Annotated in this window: 13 protein-coding genes; 11 read left to right on the top strand and 2 right to left on the bottom strand. The window is 75.9% G+C overall.

All coding sequences use genetic code 11. From position 1 onward, the window contains the following. The first annotated feature begins 82 nt into the window (after nt 1-82). The 9 genes from ACFCX4_RS20760 to cobA all read left to right on the top strand — a co-directional run bounded on the left by ACFCX4_RS20760 (nt 83) and on the right by cobA (nt 12,676). Nucleotides 83-340 (top strand): RNA polymerase sigma factor, encoded by a 258-nt coding sequence (locus ACFCX4_RS20760; protein ID WP_376144492.1) that lies wholly within the window; start codon nt 83-85, stop codon nt 338-340. 341 nt (nt 341-681) lie between these two features. Further along, nucleotides 682-1,182, top strand: a complete 501-nt coding sequence (locus ACFCX4_RS20765; protein ID WP_376144494.1) for a GNAT family N-acetyltransferase — start codon at nt 682-684, stop codon at nt 1,180-1,182. 550 nt (nt 1,183-1,732) lie between these two features. Beyond that, nucleotides 1,733-2,773, top strand: coding sequence for a methionine ABC transporter ATP-binding protein (locus tag ACFCX4_RS20770; protein ID WP_376144496.1), 1,041 nt, complete (start codon nt 1,733-1,735; stop codon nt 2,771-2,773). Further along, a complete protein-coding gene (locus tag ACFCX4_RS20775; protein ID WP_376144498.1) occupies nt 2,770-3,507 on the top strand; it encodes a methionine ABC transporter permease in 738 nt (245 codons plus the stop codon). Before ACFCX4_RS20770 ends, ACFCX4_RS20775 begins: the two co-directional genes overlap by 4 nt. 58 nt (nt 3,508-3,565) lie before the next feature. After that, nucleotides 3,566-4,396: a MetQ/NlpA family ABC transporter substrate-binding protein gene (locus tag ACFCX4_RS20780; RefSeq protein ID WP_376144500.1), complete on the top strand. Its 831-nt coding sequence runs from the start codon at nt 3,566-3,568 to the stop codon at nt 4,394-4,396. A 213-nt stretch (nt 4,397-4,609) separates the two neighbouring features. After that, nucleotides 4,610-5,254: a GNAT family N-acetyltransferase gene (locus ACFCX4_RS20785; RefSeq protein ID WP_376144502.1), complete on the top strand. Its 645-nt coding sequence runs from the start codon at nt 4,610-4,612 to the stop codon at nt 5,252-5,254. A 159-nt stretch (nt 5,255-5,413) separates the two neighbouring features. After that, nucleotides 5,414-6,700, top strand: coding sequence for a precorrin-6y C5,15-methyltransferase (decarboxylating) subunit CbiE (gene cbiE / locus ACFCX4_RS20790; protein ID WP_376144504.1), 1,287 nt, complete (start codon nt 5,414-5,416; stop codon nt 6,698-6,700). A gap of 504 nt (nt 6,701-7,204) precedes the next feature. Then, nucleotides 7,205-11,332 carry a nicotinate-nucleotide--dimethylbenzimidazole phosphoribosyltransferase gene (gene cobT, locus ACFCX4_RS20795; protein WP_376144506.1) on the top strand — a complete coding sequence of 1,376 codons (4,128 nt, stop codon included), beginning with the start codon at nt 7,205-7,207 and terminating at the stop codon, nt 11,330-11,332. 105 nt (nt 11,333-11,437) lie between these two features. After that, complete coding sequence (gene cobA / locus ACFCX4_RS20800) at nt 11,438-12,676, top strand: uroporphyrinogen-III C-methyltransferase (protein ID WP_376144508.1); 1,239 nt, start codon at nt 11,438-11,440, stop codon at nt 12,674-12,676. A gap of 292 nt (nt 12,677-12,968) precedes the next feature. On the opposite strand, the gene ACFCX4_RS20805 is transcribed toward cobA, so the two are convergent. Continuing rightward, nucleotides 12,969-15,740 (bottom strand): SpoIIE family protein phosphatase, encoded by a 2,772-nt coding sequence (locus tag ACFCX4_RS20805; RefSeq protein WP_376144509.1) that lies wholly within the window; start codon nt 15,738-15,740, stop codon nt 12,969-12,971. Nucleotides 15,741-15,792: 52 nt separating this feature from the next. Between ACFCX4_RS20805 and ACFCX4_RS20810 the strand changes: the two genes are divergently transcribed. Then, nucleotides 15,793-16,647, top strand: a complete 855-nt coding sequence (locus ACFCX4_RS20810; protein ID WP_376144511.1) for a TrmH family RNA methyltransferase — start codon at nt 15,793-15,795, stop codon at nt 16,645-16,647. Nucleotides 16,648-17,113: 466 nt separating this feature from the next. Here ACFCX4_RS20810 and ACFCX4_RS20815 read toward each other — a convergent pair whose 3' ends face one another. Continuing rightward, nucleotides 17,114-19,330 (bottom strand): serine/threonine-protein kinase, encoded by a 2,217-nt coding sequence (locus ACFCX4_RS20815; protein ID WP_376144513.1) that lies wholly within the window; start codon nt 19,328-19,330, stop codon nt 17,114-17,116. Nucleotides 19,331-19,762: 432 nt separating this feature from the next. On the opposite strand from ACFCX4_RS20815, the gene ACFCX4_RS20820 reads away from it, so the two are divergent. Continuing rightward, complete coding sequence (locus tag ACFCX4_RS20820; RefSeq protein ID WP_376144515.1) at nt 19,763-19,963, top strand: hypothetical protein; 201 nt, start codon at nt 19,763-19,765, stop codon at nt 19,961-19,963. Nucleotides 19,964-20,279: the final 316 nt, after the last annotated feature.

Consider the following 20,279-nt stretch of genomic DNA (forward strand, 5'->3'; position numbering starts at 1 on the left):
GCGGACGAACCGCCGCGCCCCTCCCGTGCGTACGCGACCGGAAGCCCGTAACCCGCGCGGCCCCCGCCGGGTCAAGCACGGCATGTGCACCCACCTCCCCACCGTCCCCTCCGCCGAGGACACCGTCCTCGCCGAACTGCGCCGCCGCCTCGTCCGCGAGGCCGTCGCCGCCCTGCCCGGCCGCTGCCCCCAGCTGGTCGCCGCCCTCGCCGAGGACCCGCCGCCGACCTACCGCGAGATCTCCCGGCGCCTGGGCATGCCGCGCGGCTCCATCGGCCCCACCCGCGCCCGCTGCCTCGCCTGCCTGCGCGTCCTGCTGCGCGCCGAACGCCACGTCTGACCCCCTCCGGCGGCCCTCCCCACCCCCTCACCACCCCCCTCCGCACCCCCTGCCGGCACCCGGCGTGACCCTCGCCACGTCCGGCGGCCACGAGGTTGAGAGCAGCTGACACCCGGGTAAGGCGCTGGCGAACGCGGCTCTTGACGGTGACGCGCACACGCCGATACTGACCGTGGGCACGCCGCCGGTACGGCCCCACCAGGGCCGTGCGGGCCGGTGCGTTCGTGCGCCACCCCGGTCTGGGCGGATCCCCGGCCGGGACAACACCTCCGGCAGCGGAACCGGTGCGACACACCCTCACGTTTCGCGCACCGGGCACAAGGATGGGGAGGCCCCCGCACATGGGCATGAGCGTGATCATCACCACCGCCGAGGCGGACGACGCGGAGCAGATACTCAAGCTCCAGTACCTCGGCTACCAGAGCGAGGCCGAACTCTACGGGGACTGGGCCATCGAGCCGCTGACCCAGACCCTGGAGAGCCTGCGCACCGAGCTGACCGGCCAGTACGTCCTGGTCGCCCGCCTCGGCGAGGAGATCGTCGGCACCGTCCGCGGCGAGGTCGGCCCCGACGGCGCCGGCCGGATCGGACGCCTGGTCGTCCACCCCCGCATGCAGCGCCACGGGCTCGGCGGCCGGCTGCTCGAAGCCCTGGAGCAACGCCTCGCCGAGGACGGCGCGGTCACCTCCTACCGGCTCTTCACCGGCCACCGCAGCCTCGGCAACCTGCGCCTCTACGCCCGCCAGGGCTACCGGCAGACCACCGTCGAACAGATCAGCGGCCGGCTCACCCTGGTCCACCTGGAGAAGCCCGCCGGCACCCCGCTGGCCGCCACCGCCTGAACACCCCGACCGCAACGGTCCTCGTCGGCGCCGCCACCATCCGGACCCACGGTGGCGGCGCCGAGCCGTGTTCCGGCAGTTCACGGCCACCGGCGTCCGCATTCCGGACAGCCTTGCGAAATAATTGGGCGTACCTGCGCCCATCTGTTTTACTGGCTCACATGACTGCGACGACGAAATGGACCCCCACCGGCACACTGCCGGCAGGTGAGCGTGCCATGTGCCGTCGAATGTGTCACCGCTGAGGGCCACCGCCCCCGGCACCCCGCTGAGAGTGCCCCCTCCTCGCGCCCCGAAGCGAGACCCCGGCGCCGCTCCCGCCCGTGCGAGCGCGCCCACCCGACCCACCACCCCTGCCTTCCGCCTGCCCGCCTGCCCGCGGGCGGCCGGTGACTCGTAAGGGCCACGCCGTCGCGCGGCCCGGCCGCCCAGCGGCGACGATCAAGAGGTGGCAGGTCCGGACCCCCCCAGGCACGACGCCGTCCCCGTCGCCGACCGCACCCCGGTACGGCGGCCGAACGCCGCCCGTCCCCGACCCACGGAAGCAGCTGTGATCACCACCACGGACCTCACCAAGGTCTACCGATCCCGCGGCCGCGAGGTGACCGCCCTCGCCGGCGTCGACCTCCACGTCCGCCCCGGCGAGGTCTACGGAGTCGTCGGCACCAGCGGCGCGGGCAAGTCCACCCTCATCCGCTGCGTCAACATGCTGGAGCGCCCCAGCTCCGGCACCGTCACCGTGGACGGCGTCGAACTCACCGCCCTCGCCGGCGGCGAGAACCGGGCCGGCAAGGAACTCCGCGAGGCCCGCCGCCGGATCGGCATGGTCTTCCAGCACTTCAACCTCCTCGCCTCCCGCACCGTCCAGCAGAACGTCGAACTCCCGCTGGAGATCATCGGCCTCGACCGGACCGAACGCCGCCGCAAGGCCGCCGAACTCCTCGACCTCGTCGGCCTCGCCGACAAGGCCCGCAGCTACCCCGGCCAGCTCTCCGGCGGCCAGAAGCAGCGCGTCGGCATCGCCCGCGCCCTCGCCGGCGACCCCAAGGTGCTGCTCTCCGACGAGGCCACCTCCGCGCTCGACCCCGAGACCACCCGCTCCATCCTCAAACTGCTGCGCGACCTCAACCAGCAGCTCGGCCTCACCGTCCTGCTCATCACCCACGAGATGGACGTCATCAAGTCCGTCTGCGACAGCGCCGCCCTCATGCGCGGCGGCCGCGTGACCGAGTCCGGACCGCTCACCGACCTGCTCGCCCGGCCCGACTCCGAACTCGCCCGCGAGCTCTTCCCGCTCGGCGAGTTCGGCACCGGCCACCCCGGCGCCACCGTGCTGGAGATCACCTTCCAGGGCGACGCCCCCGCCCACCCGTTCGTCTCCCAGCTCGCCCGCACCTACCAGATCGACATCAACATCCTCGGCGCCGCCGTCGAGACCATCGCCGGCCGCATGGTCGGCCGGATGCGGGTCGAACTGCCCGGCGGCCACCAGGACAACGTGGTGCCCATCGGCTTCCTGCGCGAACAGGGCCTCCAGGTCGACGTCCTCGACCCGGCGCGCCCCACGAGGACGAACGGAGCCGTGGCATGACCTGGGACCAGATGCAGGAACTGATGTGGCCCGCCACCTGGGAGACCCTCCAGATGGTCGGCGTCGCCACCCTCGGCACCGTCCTGCTCGGCCTGCCGCTCGGCGTGCTCCTCGTCCTCACCGACAAGGGCGGCCTGCTCCAGAACCGGCCCGTCAACAAGGTGCTCGGCGCCGCCGTGAACATCGCCCGCTCGGTGCCGTTCATCATCCTGATGATCGCCCTCATCTCCTTCACCCGCTGGCTGGTCGGCACCTCCATCGGCTGGGAGGCCGCGACCGTGCCGCTCACCATCGGCGCGATCCCCTTCTTCGCCCGCCTCGTCGAGACCTCCGTGCGCGAGGTCGACCGCGGCCTGGTCGAAGCCGTGCAGGCCATGGGCGGCTCCACCTGGACCATCGTCCGCAAGACGCTGATCCCCGAGGCCCTGCCCGGCCTCGCCGCCTCCGTCACCACCACGATCATCACGCTGATCAGCTACTCCGCCATGGCCGGCGCGGTCGGCGGCGGCGGCCTCGGCACCCTCGCCATCAACTACGGCTACTTCCGCTTCGAGACCGCCTTCATGTGGATCATCGTGGCCGAATTGGTGATCATCGTCACCCTCGTGCAGCTGCTCGGCGACGCGGCCGTCCGCGCCCTCGCCAACCGCGGCCGCACCGGCGGCCGGACCCGCCTGCTGCGCCCCCGCGGCGGCACCCCGGCCACCCCCGACGAGGACCTCGTCGCCTCCTAGACCTCCCGCGTCCGACCCCCGGACCCGGCTCCCCGCATCACGCAGAAAGGCACTTTTCGTGCGCAACGCCCTGAAGTTCACCAGCGTCCTCGCCACCGCCGGCATCGCCCTCTCCCTCGCCGCCTGCGGCAGCAACGGCGACTCGAAGTCCTCCTCGGACCCGAACGCGCCGCTCACCGTCGTCGCCAGCCCCACCCCGCACGGCCAGATCCTCAAGTACGTCAAGGACAACCTCGCGGAGAAGGCCGGCCTCAAGCTCAACGTCAAGGAGGTCACCGACTACGTGACCCCCAACACGGCGGTCCAGGACGGCTCGGCCGACGCCAACTACTTCCAGCACGTGCCGTACCTGGAGGACTTCAACAAGAAGCACAACACCCAGATCGTCTCCGTCGAGACGGTCCACCTGGAGCCCCTCGGCCTCTACTCCAAGAAGGTCAAGGCCGTCGGCGACCTCAAGGACGGCGCCACCGTCGGCCTGCCCAACGACGCCACCAACGAGGGCCGCGCGCTCAAGCTCCTCGCCGACAACAACGTCATCACCCTCAAGGCCGGGGTCGGCACCGCCGCCACCCCCGCCGACGTCACCGGCAACCCCAAGAACCTCAAGTGGAAGGAGCTGGAGGCCGCCCAGCTGCCCCGCTCCATCGACGACCTCGACGCCGCCGTCATCAACGGCAACTACGCCCTCGACGCCGGCCTCAAGCCCACCAGCGACTCCATCCTCCTGGAGAAGGCCGAGGGCAACCCCTACGCCAACATCCTGGCCGTCAAGCAGGGCAAGGAGAACGACCCCCGCGTCAAGAAGCTCGCCGAGCTGCTCCACTCGCCCGAGGTCAAGAAGTACATCGACGACACCTTCCAGGGCGCCGTCATCCCGGCCTTCTGATCCGACCGGTCCCCGCGGCCACGGCCGCCGACCCTCCCGCCGGACCCCACCGGGCCCCCGCCGCAACCAGGCGGGGGCCCGGTCGGGCAGGATGCACCAGTGACGCTCCGCCAGACCCGCGTCTGACGTACCGTCGTCCGGTCCGTGCACCGCGTGACAACCCGGCACCGGCGAGGCGTACGGTGTGTCCACGACCCGGCGAGGAGAGACGGCATGGCAGCGAGCTTCCCCGAGACCGCCATCAGCACCGAACGGCTGCTGCTGCGCCCGCTTGCGGAGGACGACGCCCCGGGCCTGACCGCCATGATGGCCGACGAACTCGTCCTGGCCTGGACCGACCACCCCCACCCCTTCACCGAGGCCCACGCCACCGCACTCGCCCGCACCCTCGCCCCCGCCCACCGCGCGGCCGGCCACGGCATCGTCCTCGCCGTCACCGAACACCTCACCCAGCGCCTCGTCGGCCTCGTCGAACTCCGCCGCACCGACTGGAGGCTGCGCTCCACCGAGATCTCCTTCGTCACCGCCATCTGGGCCCGCGGCGAGGGCTACGCCCCCGAAGCCGTCCTCGGCGTCGCCCAGTGGCTCTTCGAGGACCGCGGCTTCCTCCGCCTGGAACTGCGCACCGCCGCCGGCAACACCGCCGCCCAGCAGGTCGCCCAGAAGACCGGCGCCATCAGCGAGGGCGTCCTGCGCAGCGCCTGGATAGTGCGCGGCGAACCCGGCGAACCCGGCCGCGGCGCCGAGGAGAGCCGCAGCGACCTCATCCTCTGGAGCCTGCTCCCCGAGGACCTCGAAACCCCCGAGACCGCCGCCCCCGCCTGGGCCGGCCACGACCGCTACGTCCTGCGCGACTGAACCCGACCGACGCCCGGACCGGCTGACCCGCCGGCCACCCCGCCGCGGACATGTGTGCGAGATGTCCGCGCCGAGGGGATCACACCCGGTAGCCTCGGACCGGCGCCGCACACCGGCGCCGCCTGTCGGTGCACGGATGGCGAGGGAGAACAGCCGCAGATGGCTGACCGGATCACGGTCATCGGGTGGGACGGCACCCCGCTCACCGAGGCCGCCGCCGCGGCCCTCGCCGCAGCCACCCTGGTGGCCGGCGCACCCTACCAGCTCAAGGCCCTCCCGGTGCCGGCCGCCGCCGAACGCATCGCCCTCGGCAGCATCCGGCTCGCCGCCCGCCGCATCGCCGAACACCGCGGCGCCGCCGTCGTCATCGCCGAGGGCGACCCCGGCTTCTTCGGCGTCGTACGCACCCTTCGGGGCCCCGAGCACGGCCTCGAACTGGAGGTCCTGCCCGCCGTCTCCTCCGTCGCCGCCGCCTTCGCCCGCGCCGGCATGCCCTGGGAGGACGCCCAGGTCGTCAGCGCCCACGGCGGCCGGCTGCGGCGCGCCGCCAACATCTGCCGCGCCCACCCCAAGGTCGCCGTGCTCACCGCCCCCGGCGCCGGCCCCAGCGAACTCGCCCTCATGCTCCGCGGCGTCCACCGCACCTTCGTCGTCTGCGAGGCCCTGGGCACCCCCGACGAGGACGTCACCGTCCTCACCTCCGACCGCGTCGCCGACCACATCTGGCGCGACCCCAGCGTCGTCCTGGTCATCGGCGGCAGCAGCGCCGGCGGCCCCGGCGGCGGACCCCAGAGCGGGGCCGCCCGCGAGGCGGCCGGCTGGCTCGCCGGACGGCCCGTCGGCTATCCCGGCCCGGACCGCGGCTGGGCCCTGCCCACCGACACCTACACCGGCACCGGGCGCGCGCCCGGCGCACCCGACACGCTCCCGGCGCACGTCCGCGCGCTCGTGCTCGCCCGCCTCGGCGCACGCCCCGGCGACCTCGTCTGGTCCGTCGGCGCCGGCAGCGGCGCGCTCGCCGTCGAGGCCGCCCGGTTCGGCGCCGCCGTCGTCGCCGTCGAGCCCGACGGCGCCGCCTGCGCCCGCCTCGCCGTCAACGCCCGCCGCTACGGCGTCGAGGTCGAGACGGTCCACGGCCACGGACCCGACGTCCTCGGTGAACTCCCCGAACCCGACGCCGCCGTGGTCGAGACCGGCGGCCCCGGCACCGTGCGCGCCGTGCTCTCCCGCCGCCCCGAACGGATCGTCGCCGTCGCCCGCACCCTCGCCGAGGCCGAGGAGGTCCGGCGCGCCATCGCCGACGCCGGCTACCGCGCCGACGGCGCCCTGCTCCAGTCCGCGCCCCTGCTCCCGCCGGCCGCCGGTCCCGGCACCGGCGGACAGGGACTGCGGCTCGGAGTCGGCGACCCCGGCACCTTCCTGCTCTGGGGTGAGCAGAAACCGTGAAGACCCGGTGCCGCCCGGGGGAGGACCACCCGGCCCCGACGGCGGAACCGCGCCACGCCGGACGGTGATCCAGGTCGCATCCGGACACCGATTCGAAAGGCGGCCCCGCCGGGCCGGTAGTGTGGCGTCCAGGACGGCTGCGGCCTCCGCCGCCCGCCCGATCCGGTCGGTTTGTCGCCCTCCTGACGTGGCGCAGAACCGGCCGGTTCGGAGTGTGGGCAATTCGACGGGCCGCCCGCCGGACCTGGAGAATGCCGTAGGGTCCGGTGCGGTCGTGCCGGTTGCCCCGGCTTGTCGTTGTTTCAGATGACGCGCCACCCCTCACGGGTGGTGCGCGGGCCGGGGTGCCGCAGCGCGCCGGAAGGACTTCGGCCGCAGCGCCCCGGCGCGGCGGCCGTGTGTGGTTGAGGGGCGGGCCGGTGCAGGCCCGGCCCGTGCGGATGGGCGCTGCGGTCGGTGATCGCGTCGCCGAGGGCGCGGCAGCGGCCTGGAAGGAGCTTAGACATGACCGATGGCGGCCACGTCCCCAACGAGGGACTGCCGGAGCACCTGCTCGCCGGGTCCGACCCGCTCGGCGGCCCGCAGGGGGTCGCGGCCGTCGCACCCGGGCAGGGCGTCGCGCCGGACGGTACCGTCCCGCCCGGCCCCGGCCTCCTCCCGCCGCACGGGGTCCCCGCCCAGGGCACCCCGCTCGGCACCCCCGGCTACGCCGCCCCCGGCCTCCAGGGCACCGGCCTGCCCGGCGCCCCCGCCGACGGCTGGACCGTCGACCCCGGCGCGCAGCGCCCGACCTTCCACTTCGTCGACCAGCCGGACGGCCTCGACGAGGACGACGACGTCCTGCTGATGCCCGGCCCGCAGGGCTCCTGGGGCGAGCCGCTCGCCACCGACCCGGCCGGCGACCCGCAGAGCCCGCCCGGCACCCCCGTCGAGCCGTCCTGGCCGCCGCTGGACCCGCCCGTGCTCGGCGCGCCGCAGGGCCGGACCCCGCACCCGCCGCTCCAGGCCCACGCGGCCCCCGGCCCGCAGACCGTCCCGGCCCAGGCCCAGGGACCGGAGCCGGTGACGGCCGCTCAGCAGCCGCGCCGCCCGCTGCACGCCGGCCCGCCGATCCCGGACCCGTCCCTGATGACCGGCCAGGTCCCGGTCCGCTCGCTCGCCGACCGCGGCCCCTCCACCGGCAGCACGCCCGCGCACGGCATCCCGATCGTGCCGGCCTCGGCCCTCCAGCCGGAGCCGCAGGCCGTCCCGGTGGCGGTTCCGGTCGTCCCCGTCGCGCAGGCGGGGCCCGCCGTCCAGGACGCGCAGCCGGTCCGGTCCGCGCAGGCCGCCCAGCCCGTGCAGCCCGGCCAGGACGTGCAGCCCGCGCAGCAGGCGGTGGCCCCGGAGCAGACCGGGCCCGCCGTGCAGAAGGCAGCCGCGCAGCAGGGTGTCGTCCCGCAGGCCGGCGTGCCCGTGGAGGCCGTCGTGGAGGCGCAGGCGCCCGCCGAGGCCGTCGCCGCGCCCGGCGCCGTTCAGCAGCCGGCCGCGCCGGTCGCGTTCGTCGAGCCGGCCGTGCTCGCCCCGGAGACCGTCGAGGCCGGGGAGGCCGCCGTCCCGCAGGCCGTCCCCGCCGGGACGCCCGAGGCCGTCGGCGTGGCCGTCGCGTTCGTCGAGCCGGTCGCCGCCGGTGCCGTCGCCGCCCGGGCCGGTGCCGCGCCCGGTACCGAGGCTCCGGCCGGGGCCGCCGCCGGGACCGGCGAGCCGGTGCAGGGGGAGACCCCGGCCACCGAGGCCGCCGTCGACGCACCGGCCGCCGAGGGGCAGGCCGCCGCCCCGGCCGGTCCGCCGCGTCGGATCTCCGCGTTCCTCGCCGCGCCGACCCCGCACGGGCTGCCGCAGGTCGAGGCCGTCGACCCGGCCGCGCGGACCGCCGCCGCCACCGAGGCGGAGCAGTCCGCCCCCATAGCGCCCGCCGCCGAGCAGGCCGGGACCGGGACGGCCGAGGCGGAGGCCGTGCCCGTCGCCGCGACCCCGGCCGAGGGCACCGCCGAGCAGGCCGCTCGGCCCGAGCAGGGCGACCTGGCCGGTCAGCCGGCCCAGGCCGCCGTGGAGGGCACCGGGGACGCCGGGTCCGTCGCGGCCGAGGAGCCCGCCGCCGGTCCGGCCGCCGAGGGTGCCGCCCCCGTCGAGCCGACCGAGCCCGTGGGCCCGGCCGCCGAGCAGCCGGTTGCCGAGCAGACCGCCGGCGAGTCGACCGTCACCCAGCAGCCGGCCGTCGAGCAGTCGGCCGTGGACCGGCCGGTCGTCGAACAGCCGGTCGTCGAGCCGGGCGCGGGCGAGCAGGCCGCGGGCGAGCAGGCCGCGGGCGAGGCCGGGGCCGTGAACCCCGAGGCCTCCGCCGAGACTGCCGTCGGCACCGGCGAGATGCCCTCGGGCCAGCCCGTCGCCGCCCCCGCGGACGCTCCGGCCGGCGCCGGCCCGGCCACCGATGCGCCCGTCACCGAGGCGCCGGCCGCCGAGCAGCCCGCCGGGGCCGAGGCCCCCGCCGGGGCGCCGCAGGCCCAGGAGGCCGCGCCGGCCGAGGGCACCGAGCAGCAGTCCGCCACCGAGCCGGTCCCCGCCGAGGTTCCTGAACCCTCCGAGGCCCCCGCGGCCGACGGCACCCCGTCCGAGGGCGCCCCGGCGGTCGAAGGCCCGGAGACGGACGCCCCGGACGTCCCTGACGTCCTGACCGACGCGACCGAGCCGGCCGAGGCCGTCGCCGCCGCCCAGGCACCCGGGACCCCCGAAGGCACCGACGCCGCCGGACCGGCCGAGGCCGCCGCCTCCGAGGAGCCCGCCGAGCCCACGGAGCCCACGGAGCCCGCCGAGGCCGAGGAGCCCGCCGAGCCCCGCGGTCCGGCCGCCCCCGCCTACGACGAGGCCGGCCGCGACGCCGTCCACCAGGTCATCCGCGAGCGCCGCGACATCCGCAACGGCTTCCGCCCCGACCCGATCCCGCACGAGGTGCTGATCCGCGTCCTGGAGGCCGCCCACACCGCCCCCAGCGTCGGCTACTCCCAGCCCTGGGACTTCGTGGTCATCCGCTCCGCCAAGACCCGCCGCAGGATGCACGCCCTGGCCGAGCGCCAGCGCGAGGCGTACGCGGACTCGCTCCCCAAGGGCCGCGCGAAGCAGTTCAAGGAAATCAAGATCGAGGCGATCCTCGAAACGCCCGTCAACATCGTGGTCACCGCCGACCGCACCCGCGGTGGCCGGCACACCCTGGGCCGGCACACCCAGCCGCAGATGGCCCCCTACTCGGCCGCCCTCGCCGTCGAGAACCTCTGGCTGGCCGCCCGCGCCGAGGGCCTCGGCGTCGGATGGGTGAGCTTCTTCGACGAGGAGGAGCTGGTCCGCGAACTCGGCCTGCCCGAGCACCTGGAGGTCGTCGCCTACCTGTGCGTCGGCTTCGTCGACGCCTTCCCGGACGAGCCCGAGCTCCAGCAGCAGGGCTGGGCCAGGAAGCGCCCGCTGTCCTGGGTCGTCCACGAGGAGCAGTACGGCAACCGCGCCCTGCCCGGCGAGGAGCCGCACAGCCTGCTCTCCGAGACCCTGCGCGGCATCCGCCCGCTGGACGCCAAGGCGCTCGGCGAGGCCTGGGACCGCCAGAAGCGGATGACCAAGCCGGCCGGCTCGCTCGGCATGCTGGAGATCATCTCCGCCCAGCTGTCCGGCCTGTCCCGCAAGTGCCCGCCGCCGATCCCGGAGCCCGCCTGCGTCGCGGTCTTCGCCGCCGACCACGGCGTGCACGCCCAGGGCGTCACCCCCTGGCCGCAGGAGGTCACCGCCCAGATGGTCGGCAACTTCCTCGCCGGGGGAGCGGTCGTCAACGCCTTCGCCAAGCAGATCGGCACCGAGGTCTGCGTGGTCGACGTCGGCGTCGCCGCCGAGCTGCCCGACGCGATCCAGCAGGGCCGCACCACCGGTCTGCTGCCGCGCAAGGTCAAGCCCGGCACCGACGACATGACGCAGGGTCCGGCGATGACCCGCGAGGAGGCCCTCAAGGCCATCGAGGTCGGCATCGAGACCGCCCGCGACCTCGTCGCCGCCGGCAACAAGGCCCTGGTCACCGGCGACATGGGCATCGCCAACACCACCGCCTCCGCCGCCCTGATCTCGGTGTTCACCGGCCTGGACCCGGCCGAGGTCACCGGCCGCGGCACCGGCATCGACGACGAGACGCACGCCCGCAAGGTCGAGGTGATCCGGGCCGCCCTGGCCCTGCACCAGCCCGATCCGGCCGACCCGATCGGCGTCCTCGCCGCCGTCGGCGGGCTGGAGCACGCGGCCCTCGCCGGCTTCCTGCTCGGCGCGGCGAGCCTGCGCACCCCGGTGGTCCTGGACGGCGTGATCGCCGGTTCGGCCGCGCTCGCCGCCAAGGCGATCGCCCCCGAGGTGCTGGCCGCCTGCATCGCCGGCCACCGCTCGGCCGAGCCCGGCCACGAGGCCGCGCTCACCAAGCTCGGTCTGCGTCCGCTGATCGACCTCGACCTGCGGCTCGGCGAGGGCACCGGTGCCCTGCTGGCCCTGCCGCTGGTGCAGAGTGCTGCCCGCGCGATGCACGATGTAGCCACCTTCGACTCCGCCGGGGTCACCGAGAAGGCCTGACGCCCGCCGTACCGCTCCGCACACCGGCCCGAGGGAGCGCCGGTGCGCGGAGCGGCGTCGCGCCGTACCCCCCACGCCCTCACCCGATTTCCAGGAGCACCGCCGATGACCGCGCCCACCCCTCACCCCAGCACCGAGGGCCGTACCCCGTACCCGGTCGGTCTGCTGCTGGCCGGCCGCCGTGTCGTGGTGGTCGGCGGCGGTCACGTCGCCCAGCGGCGGCTGCCCGCGCTGCTCGCCACCGGCGCGGACGTGCACCTGATATCACCGGTCACCACCCCAGCCGTCCAGGCGATGGCGGATGCCGGCGAGCTGACCTGGCACGAGCGGCGCTACCAGGAGGGCGACCTGGCCGACACCTGGTACGCGCTGGTCGCCACCGACGACCCCGCGGTGAACGCCGCCGTCAGCGCCGAGGCGGAGCGGGAGCGGGTGTTCTGCGCCCGCAGCGACGACGCCTCCGCCGCCACCGCATGGACGCCGGCCAGCGGGCGCGACGCCGGGGCGACCGTGGCCGTCCTCACCGGGGACCCGCGGCACTCGGCCGCGCTGCGCGACTCGATCGTCGAGGGGCTGCGGGACGGGTCGCTCGCGGCCCGTCAGTACCGCGCGCACGGCGCCGGGGTGGCGCTGGTCGGCGGCGGCCCGGGGGACCCGGACCTCATCACGGTGCGCGGCCGACGGCTGCTCGCCGACGCGGACGTCGTCGTGGCCGACCGGCTGGCGCCGCGCGAACTGCTGGCCGAGCTGCCGGAGCACGTCGAGGTGATCGACGCCTCGAAGATCCCGTACGGGCGCTTCATGGCGCAGGAGGCGATCAACCGGACGCTGGTCGAGCACGCCAAGGCCGGCAAGTTCGTGGTGCGGCTGAAGGGCGGCGACCCCTACGTGTTCGGGCGCGGCGGCGAGGAACTGCTGGCGTGCGCCGAGGCGGGGCTGCCGGTCACGGTCGTGCCGGGGATCTCCAGCTCGATCAGCGTGCCGGCGGCGGCCGGCGTGCCGGTCACCCACCGGGGGATGACCCACGAGTTCACCGTCGTCTCGGGCCACGTGGGGCCGGACGACGAGCGGTCGCTGACCAACTGGGGGGCGCTCGCCCGGATGAGCGGCACCCTGGTGCTGCTGATGGCGGTCGACAAGATCGGCGCGATCGCGGCCCGGCTGGTCGAGGAGGGGCGCGCCGCCGACACCCCGGTGGCCGTCGTCCAGGAGGGCACGACCTCCGCACAGCGCCGGGTCGACGCGACCCTGGCCACCGTCGCCGCCACCGTCGAGGCGGAGGGCATCAAGCCCCCGGCGGTCATCGTCGTCGGCGACGTCGTCAACGTCCTCGCCGGCGCCTGAGCCCGACTCCGTACCCGGGCAACCACCTGATCGGCCTGCCCGGGCTCGGGCGCCCGCTGGGACACCTGAGCGGGCGCCCGAGCCTGAGCCCGTGCCCGTGCAGGCGCCCGGGCCCGTGCAGGCGCCCGGGTCCGTGCCCGGGGCCGCTCCTCCTCCCCACTGCTGCGCCACCCCGCCCTGTGAGCACTTTGCAAACACACCACTTTGCAAAGTGCTCCCACGTCTTCCCAGCTCAGCACCCCTGCTCTCGCCTCGCCACGTACTTTGCAAAGTGCGCAGCGGGACGGCCGTGCTACTCCAGCGGCTGCTCCGTCCAGATGACCTTCCCCGTGGCCGTGTACCGCGTCCCCCACCGGTCCGCGAACTGGGCGACCAGGAACAGCCCGCGGCCGCCCTCGTCCGTGGTGGCCGCGTACCTCAGGTGCGGCGACGTACTGCTGCCGTCGGACACTTCGCAGATCAGCGCCCGGTCGAGGAGCAGCCGCACCCGGATCGGCCCCGTGCCGTACCGGATCGCGTTGGTCACCAGCTCGCTCAGGATCAGCTCGGTGACGAACGCCGCGTCCGTCAGCCCCCACCCCTCCAGCCGCTCCGCCACCGCCGCCCGCACCCCCGCCACCGCGGCCGGGTCCGATGGCACCTCCCACTCCGCCACCTGCTCCGCGGGCAGCACCCTGGTCCGCGCCACCAACAGGGCGATGTCGTCCTGCGGCCGCTCCGGCAGCATCGCCCCCAGCACGTCCGCGCACGTCTGCTCCGGCGTGCGGGGCCGCCCGGCCAGCGCCGCCCGCAACAGCTCCAGCCCCTCGTCGATGTCCCGCTCGCGGTCCTCGACCAGCCCGTCCGTGTAGAGCACCAGCCGGCTGCCCTCCGCGACCTCCAGCTCCACCGTCTCGAACGGCAGCACCGCGAGCCCCAGGGGCGGCCCGGTCGGCAGCTCCGGGAAGCGCACCTCGCCGTCCGGCCGCACCAGGGCCGGCGGCGGGTGCCCGGCGCTCGCCACCGTGCACCGCCGCGACACCGGGTCGTAGATCAGGTACAGGCAGGTCGCGCCCGTCACCCCGGCCCCGCCCCCGGTCGCCGACTCCTCCTGGTCGATCCGGTTCACCAGCTCGTCCAGGTGCCCCAGCAGCTCGTCCGGGGGCAGGTCCAGCGTGGAGAAGTTGTGGATCGCCGTCCGCAGCCGCCCCATCGTCGCCGCCGCGTGCAGCCCGTGCCCCACCACGTCCCCCACCACCAGCGCCACCCGTGCCCCCGGCAGCGGGATCAGGTCGAACCAGTCCCCGCCCACCCCGGCCTGCGCGGGCAGGTACCGGTGCGCGACCTCAAGCGCGTTCTGCTCCGGCAGACTGCGCGGCAGCAGACTGTGCTGCAGCGTGACCGCCATCGCGTGTTCCCGGGTGTACCGGCGCGCGTTGTCGATGCACACGGCGGCGTGCGCGACCAGCTCCTCCGCCAGCGCCAGGTCCTCCTCCTCGAACGGCTCCGCCCGCTCCGCCCGCCAGAACCGGGCCACCCCGAGCAGCACCCCGCGGGCCTTCAACGGCACCCGCACCAGCGAGTGCACCCCGTACGCCAGCACCCGCGCCGCACCCTGCGGATCCTGCTCCCGCCACGCCGCGGCCTCCGCCAGCCGGGGCTCCACCCCGGGCAGCCCGCTGTTCAGGGTCCCCGCGAGCGGCGTCGACGGAGCCACCTCCACCACCGTGCCCACCGGGTAGAACGGCGCGTCGTCCCGCAGCGCCGCCACCGCCGCCCGCCGCATGCGCAGCAGCGCCGGACCGGCCGGCGGCTCGTCGCCCTCCAGCACCTGCTCGGCCAGGTCCACCGTCACGATGTCCGCGAACCGGCCGACCGCCACCTGGGCCAGCTCCTCCGCCGTCCGCGTCACGTCCAGCGTGGTGCCGACCCTCACCCCGGCGTCGTACAGCAGCCGCAGCCGCCGCTGGGCCACCTCGGCCCGCCCGGTCAGCGCCAGCAGCTCCGTCGAGTCCCGCAGCGTCGCCACCGACCCGGGTGGCCCGCCGTCCCGGTCGGTCGGCCGCACGTTCACCGCCAGCAGCCGCTCACCGGCCAGCACCATCTCGTCGCTGACCGCCTTCCCCGCCGCCAGCAGCTCCAGCGGCGCCGGCTCCAGCCCCAGCTCGGCGAGCGGACGGCCCTCCGCGTCCGGCGGCAGATCCAGCAGTCGGCGCGCCTCGTCGTTGCAGAGCAGCAGCCGGCCGTCGCCGCCGACGATCAGCACGCCCTCGCGCACCGCGTGCAGCACCGCCGCGTGGTGCTCGTACATGCGGGTCATCTCGGTCGGCCCGAGCCCGTGGGTCTGCCGCTTGAGCCGCCGGCTGATCAGCGCCGTCCCGGCGGTCGCCAGCCCGAGCGCCGCCGCAGCCGCGCCCAGCACCACCGGCAGCTGCCGCTCGCTGGCGCTGCTCACGTTGGCGACGGTGATGCCCGCGGACACCATCCCGACGACCTGCCCGTCCTCCGCGTGCACCGGGACGACCGCCTGCACCAGCGGTCCGATCGTCCCCGTGACCTCCTCGGTCACCACCTGACCGGACAGCGCGGGCTGGTAGGTGCCGACGAACCTCTGCCCGATCCGGTCCGGGTTGGGGTGGGTGTAGCGGATGCCCTGGGTGTTGAGCACGACGACGAAGTCCACCCCCGCGTTGATCCGCGCGGCCTGCGCCTTGGGCTGGAGGATCGCGGTCGGGTCGGGGGAGCGCAGCGCGGGGACGATGCCCGGCGAGTTGGCGAAGGTCTGCGCGACCGCCACCGAGCGGTTGGTGGCCTCCTGCCGGGCGTCGTTGCGGGACTGCACCACGAGCGCGATCACGGCGGCCACCACCAGCAGCAGCACCACCACGACCTGCAGCGCGAAGACCTGTCCTGCCACCGACCGGACCCGGGCCGACTCGGGCCGGGCCGTTCGTGATCGCTGGTGCCGACCGTGGGGGTGCCCACCGTGGGAGCCTGCGACGGTACCGGTGGATCGGGAGGCGGAGGTGGAACCGGTCGCACCAGGGTCCGACGGAGCCCAGGATCGGCCCGGAAAACGGGCCATACGTCATATTTGCACTCCACGCGGTGGCGGGCCAAGGCCACGCACCCCTCCCATGGGCCGGTTGGCCTTCCCCGCCCCGGCTTGGCAAGATCACAGGGTGTCCGAACCCCGCACCGTCACCGACCCCGCCGACCCGCGCCTGGCCGACTACACCGGCCTGACCGACGTCGAGCTCCGCCGCCGCCGCGAACCCGCCGAGGGCCTGTTCATCGCCGAGGGCGAGAAGGTCGTGCGCCGCGCCCTGGCGGCCGGCTACCGGATGCGGTCGATGCTGCTGACCCCCAAGTGGCTGGACGTGATGGCGGACGTCATCGCGGAGGCGGACGCCCCCGTCCACGTCGTCGACCCCGCCCTCGCCGAGGCGGTCACCGGCTACCACGTGCACCGCGGCGCCCTCGCCTCGATGGAACGGCTGCCCCTGCCGGACGCCGCCGACCTGCTGGCCGGCGCCCGCCGGGTGGCCGTCCTGGAGGGCCTGGTCGACCACACCAACCTCGGCGCGATCTTCCGCAGCGCCGCGGCCCTCGGCATGGACGCCGTCCTGCTCTCGCCCGACTGCGCGGACCCGCTGTACCGGCGCGCGGTCAAGGTCTCGATGGGCGCCGTCTTCGCCGTCCCGTACGCCCGGCTGGACCCCTGGCCCGCCGCCCTGGACACGGTGCGCGCCGCCGGCTTCGACCTGCTGGCCCTCACCCCGGCCGAGGGCGCCGTCGACCTGTCCGCCCTCGCCCCGCACCGGCTGCCCAGGGCGGCCCTCATGCTCGGCGCCGAGGGCGACGGCCTGACACGCCACGCCCTGGCCGCCGCCGACCACCTCGTCCGCATCCCGATGGCCCACGGCATCGACTCCCTCAACGTCGGCGCCGCCGCAGCCGTCGCCTTCTACGCGGTCACCACCGCCCCGTAGGACCCACCTCCCCGACTCCCGCGCCCCTCCTGCTGCGCAGGAAGTCGGACCAGCCGACTTCCCACCCGCACGCCACCGACACCCGGCCCGCCGGCCTCCGGTGCGCCCGCGCCCGTGCGGGGGAGTCTCCTGCGCAGGAACCGGCCCGCCGACCTCCTGCGCTCGCGGTGCTGATGCCCGACCCCGCAGGCGGGGCCCGCGCCCTTCGAGCCCTGCTGTACCGCTGCCCAGGAGCCGCCGCGCATGAGAGGTCGGACCCGCCGACCTCCTGCGCGGGCGCCGCAGGCGACCGGCCCGCAGGCCTCCGGGCCGGGGTGTGCCGCTGCGGGGGAGGGGCCTGCACGGGAAGTCGGACCCGCCGACTTCCCGCGCGCACAGCGCCGGGACCCGGCCCGTCGAGCGGCCACCGGGGAGGGGCCTGCACGGGAAGTCGGACCCGCCGACTTCCCACGCACGCGGCCCCGGGTCAGCCCGTGGGGGCCGTGGGTGGGGCGGGGGCGGCGGCGGGGGGTGGGGTGGTCAGGGGAGTTGTGGTGGCGGAGCCGGGCCAGGACTCCTCCAGTGTGCCGTCCGCGCGCAGCGTGTAGCGGGTGGACGTGGCGGCCCCGGTCTGGGTGACCCGCTCCTCCCGGACCAGTGCCCCGTTCTCCAGCCGCCAGGTCGCCGCCGCCTGCGGGTCCGCCGCCGAGGAGCGCGAGGTCAGTGCGACCGGGGCGTCCCCGTTGAAGGCGAACAGCTGCACCAGGTCGACCGGCACCGAGCCCTCCGAGCGCCGCAGCACGACCAGCGACGCCGGGGCGCCCTTGTACCGGGCCGCGAGCACCGAGCTGAGCACGACCTGCGGCCCCGCGCCCGCCGAGCGGCCGTCCCGCAGGGTGATCGCCGGCCCGCCCGCCGGGTCCGTGTAGGAGCGGTTCGGCCAGTCGACCACCGGACCCGCCGACTGCGCGGGCACCAGTACGCCGTCCCCGCCCGCCGGGGCCCCGTGCGCAGCGGCCGCGAGCGGTGTGTTCGCCGACGCCGCCGTGGTCTGCTGCGGTGCGCCCGACGGCGCCAGCCCGTCCGCCGAGAGCCCCGAACCGCCCCCCGCGGCCGGTACCGGGGCGGTCTGCGGGGTCTGCGGCACGGTGGGCGGCACGGCGGGCGCGGTCGGCGGGGCGACGGGCGCCCGCAGGCCCCGGTTCTCCCGGTTCTCGCACCCCTGGGCCGCCGCGATGGCCAGCGCGACGCCCACCGTCACGGTCACGAACACCACCAGCCGCTGCCGCAGCAGCCGCTGCCGGGCCGTCCCCGGACGCCCGCCGGGAACGGGCGTGTGCTGCCGGTCGCCGGCCCGCCCGCGCGGGCGGCCCGGCCGCGGCTCGCGTTCGCGCGCGGCGGCCGGGGTCTGCCGCTCGCGCATCGGCCGGGTGGCCTGCACGCCCTCGGGCCGGGGCAGCGGCGCGGTGACCGCCTGCGGGTCGTTCTGCACGGGCGCCCGCCGTGCCCCTCCGCCGGCCGGTCCGGGCCGGCCGCCCGCACCCGCGCGCGCCGCCCTGACGGCACCCTGGTCGGGTGCCCGCCCCGGTGCGGGGACGCCGCGTGCCGCGGGGGCCTGCGCCGCCGCGGGCGCTCCGGCCGGCCGTGCCGGGGCCCCGGCACGCTCCGCACCGGCCGCGGGCCGCGGCTCCGTACCCCTGGCGGCGCCCGCCCGGCCGGTGCCCGGTCCGGCGACGGCCCCGGAGGCCGGAGCCCCGCGCCCGGCCGCGTCCCCGCGCACTCCCTCGCCCCGCGCCGCGTCCCCGCGCGCCCCGGCCCCGCGGGCCCGCCCGAACGGCCCGCCCGAGCCGTGACCCGCCGCACCGGCGCCCGCCCCGCCCGCCGAGCCGCGCGAGGCCAGCTCGCTCAGCCGCTCGTGCAGGGCGGCCGCCCCGGGCCGCTCGGCGGGCTCCTTGGCGAGGCAGGCCCGGATCAGCGGCGCCAGCTGCGGCGGCACCGCCGCCAGGTCGGGCTCCTCGTGCACGACGCGGTAGAGCATGACCTCCGAGGAGGCCCCGGAGCCGAACGGCGTGTCACCGGTGAGCGCGTACGCCAGGGTCGCGCCGAACGCGAAGACGTCGGTCGCGGGTGTGACGGCGGCCCCCCGGACCTGCTCGGGCGCGAGGAAACCCGGTGAGCCGACGGCGGTGCCGACGTGGGTGAGCGTGCTGGCCCCGCGCGACCAGGCGATGCCGAAGTCGATGATGCGCGGCCCGCGCGGCGAGAGCAGGATGTTGGACGGCTTGAGGTCGCGGTGGACGACCCCGGCCTCGTGCACCTTGACCAGCCCGTCGGCGAGGGCGGCCCCGATGCGGGCGACCTCGGACCAGTTGAGCGCCCCCTCGTCGCCGACCCGCTTGTACAGTGACGGCCCGGGGACGTACGCGGTGGCCAGCCACGGCCGGTCGGCCTCGATGTCGGAGCCCATGACGCGGGCGGTGCAGCCGCCCCGGATCCGGGACGCGGCGGCGATCTCGCGGGCGAAGCGGGTGCGGAACTCGATGTCCTCGGCCAGTTCGGCCCGGATCAGCTTGAGCGCGACGCGCTGGCCCCGGCGGTCCGACCCGAGGTAGACCACGCCCATGCCGCCGGCTCCCAGCCGCCGGTGCAGGCGGTACGGCCCGACGATGCGGGGGTCCTCACGCCTCAGCCGCATCATCGCCATCTTCGTTTCCCCGTCAGACCGTGGTGAGGCCCCGTCGCGTGGGGCGTCGTCAGTTCCTGTCCGGCACAGCTTACGGACTGCCCGCTGCGGTGTGCTGATACGCAACACCTGAAGCCACCGTCCGATTGTCCGATCTTGGACCGGCCACCGCGGGCCGGCCGTCGAATCGGTTCTCGGGGTCACCTCTCAGGGTTCCCCCGGGGGAGTTGCGCCGGACGTCTCCCCCTGCGGTAGTACGCCGCGGGCCGGACCGTCATCCTCCTGGAGGCCCGGAGAACGGTACGACGGCATGACGACCGCCAACCCCCTCCCGCCATACCGTTGTTCTCAGCGGTGGACGGGGAGCTCGTCCCCCGAGGTAAGCCGTCCACCGCGTCCACGTGCACCACCTGTCCACCCACCGGCCGAGCACACGAATCAGGAGTCAAGGGCATGGCACCGCAGCCCACGGGTACCACCTCCCGCCGACGTCGGCCGGCCTTCACCCAGCCCGGCGCCGCGGACCGCACCAGGCATCCGGCGGTGGCGGTCGCGATGGCGCTGCCCTGCGCGGTGCTGCTGGCCGTGCTGTTCGGCGGCTGGGAGCAGATGGCGAACCAGGCCCAGGCGGTGGCCGAGCTGATCGGCCACTGACGGGAGGGGCACCGACGGTGCCCGTCGAGCAGGCACTGATCCCCTGGGGACGGGGAGCCAGTGCCGCCGGGGAGGCCGCGGCCGCGATGACACGCGGACGGGCGAGAGCGGCGCGCAGAGCGCCCCGGCAGGCGGAGACGCCGCGTACGGACGTCGGTGAGGGCGACCGTGCGCGGCTCTTCGGCGTTCCCGCCCCCTGAAGCCGCCCGCACGCCCGGCACCGCAGGAGCCGCGGACCGCGCCGGCGCCGCGGACGGCTCCGGCCCGGACCGCCCCCGCACACGCCGAAACGGCCGGGGCCGCGACCCCTGAAGAG

It is taken from the genome of Kitasatospora sp. NPDC056327 (assembly GCF_042261735.1).
In the GTDB taxonomy this organism is placed as follows: Bacteria; Actinomycetota; Actinomycetes; order Streptomycetales; family Streptomycetaceae; genus Kitasatospora.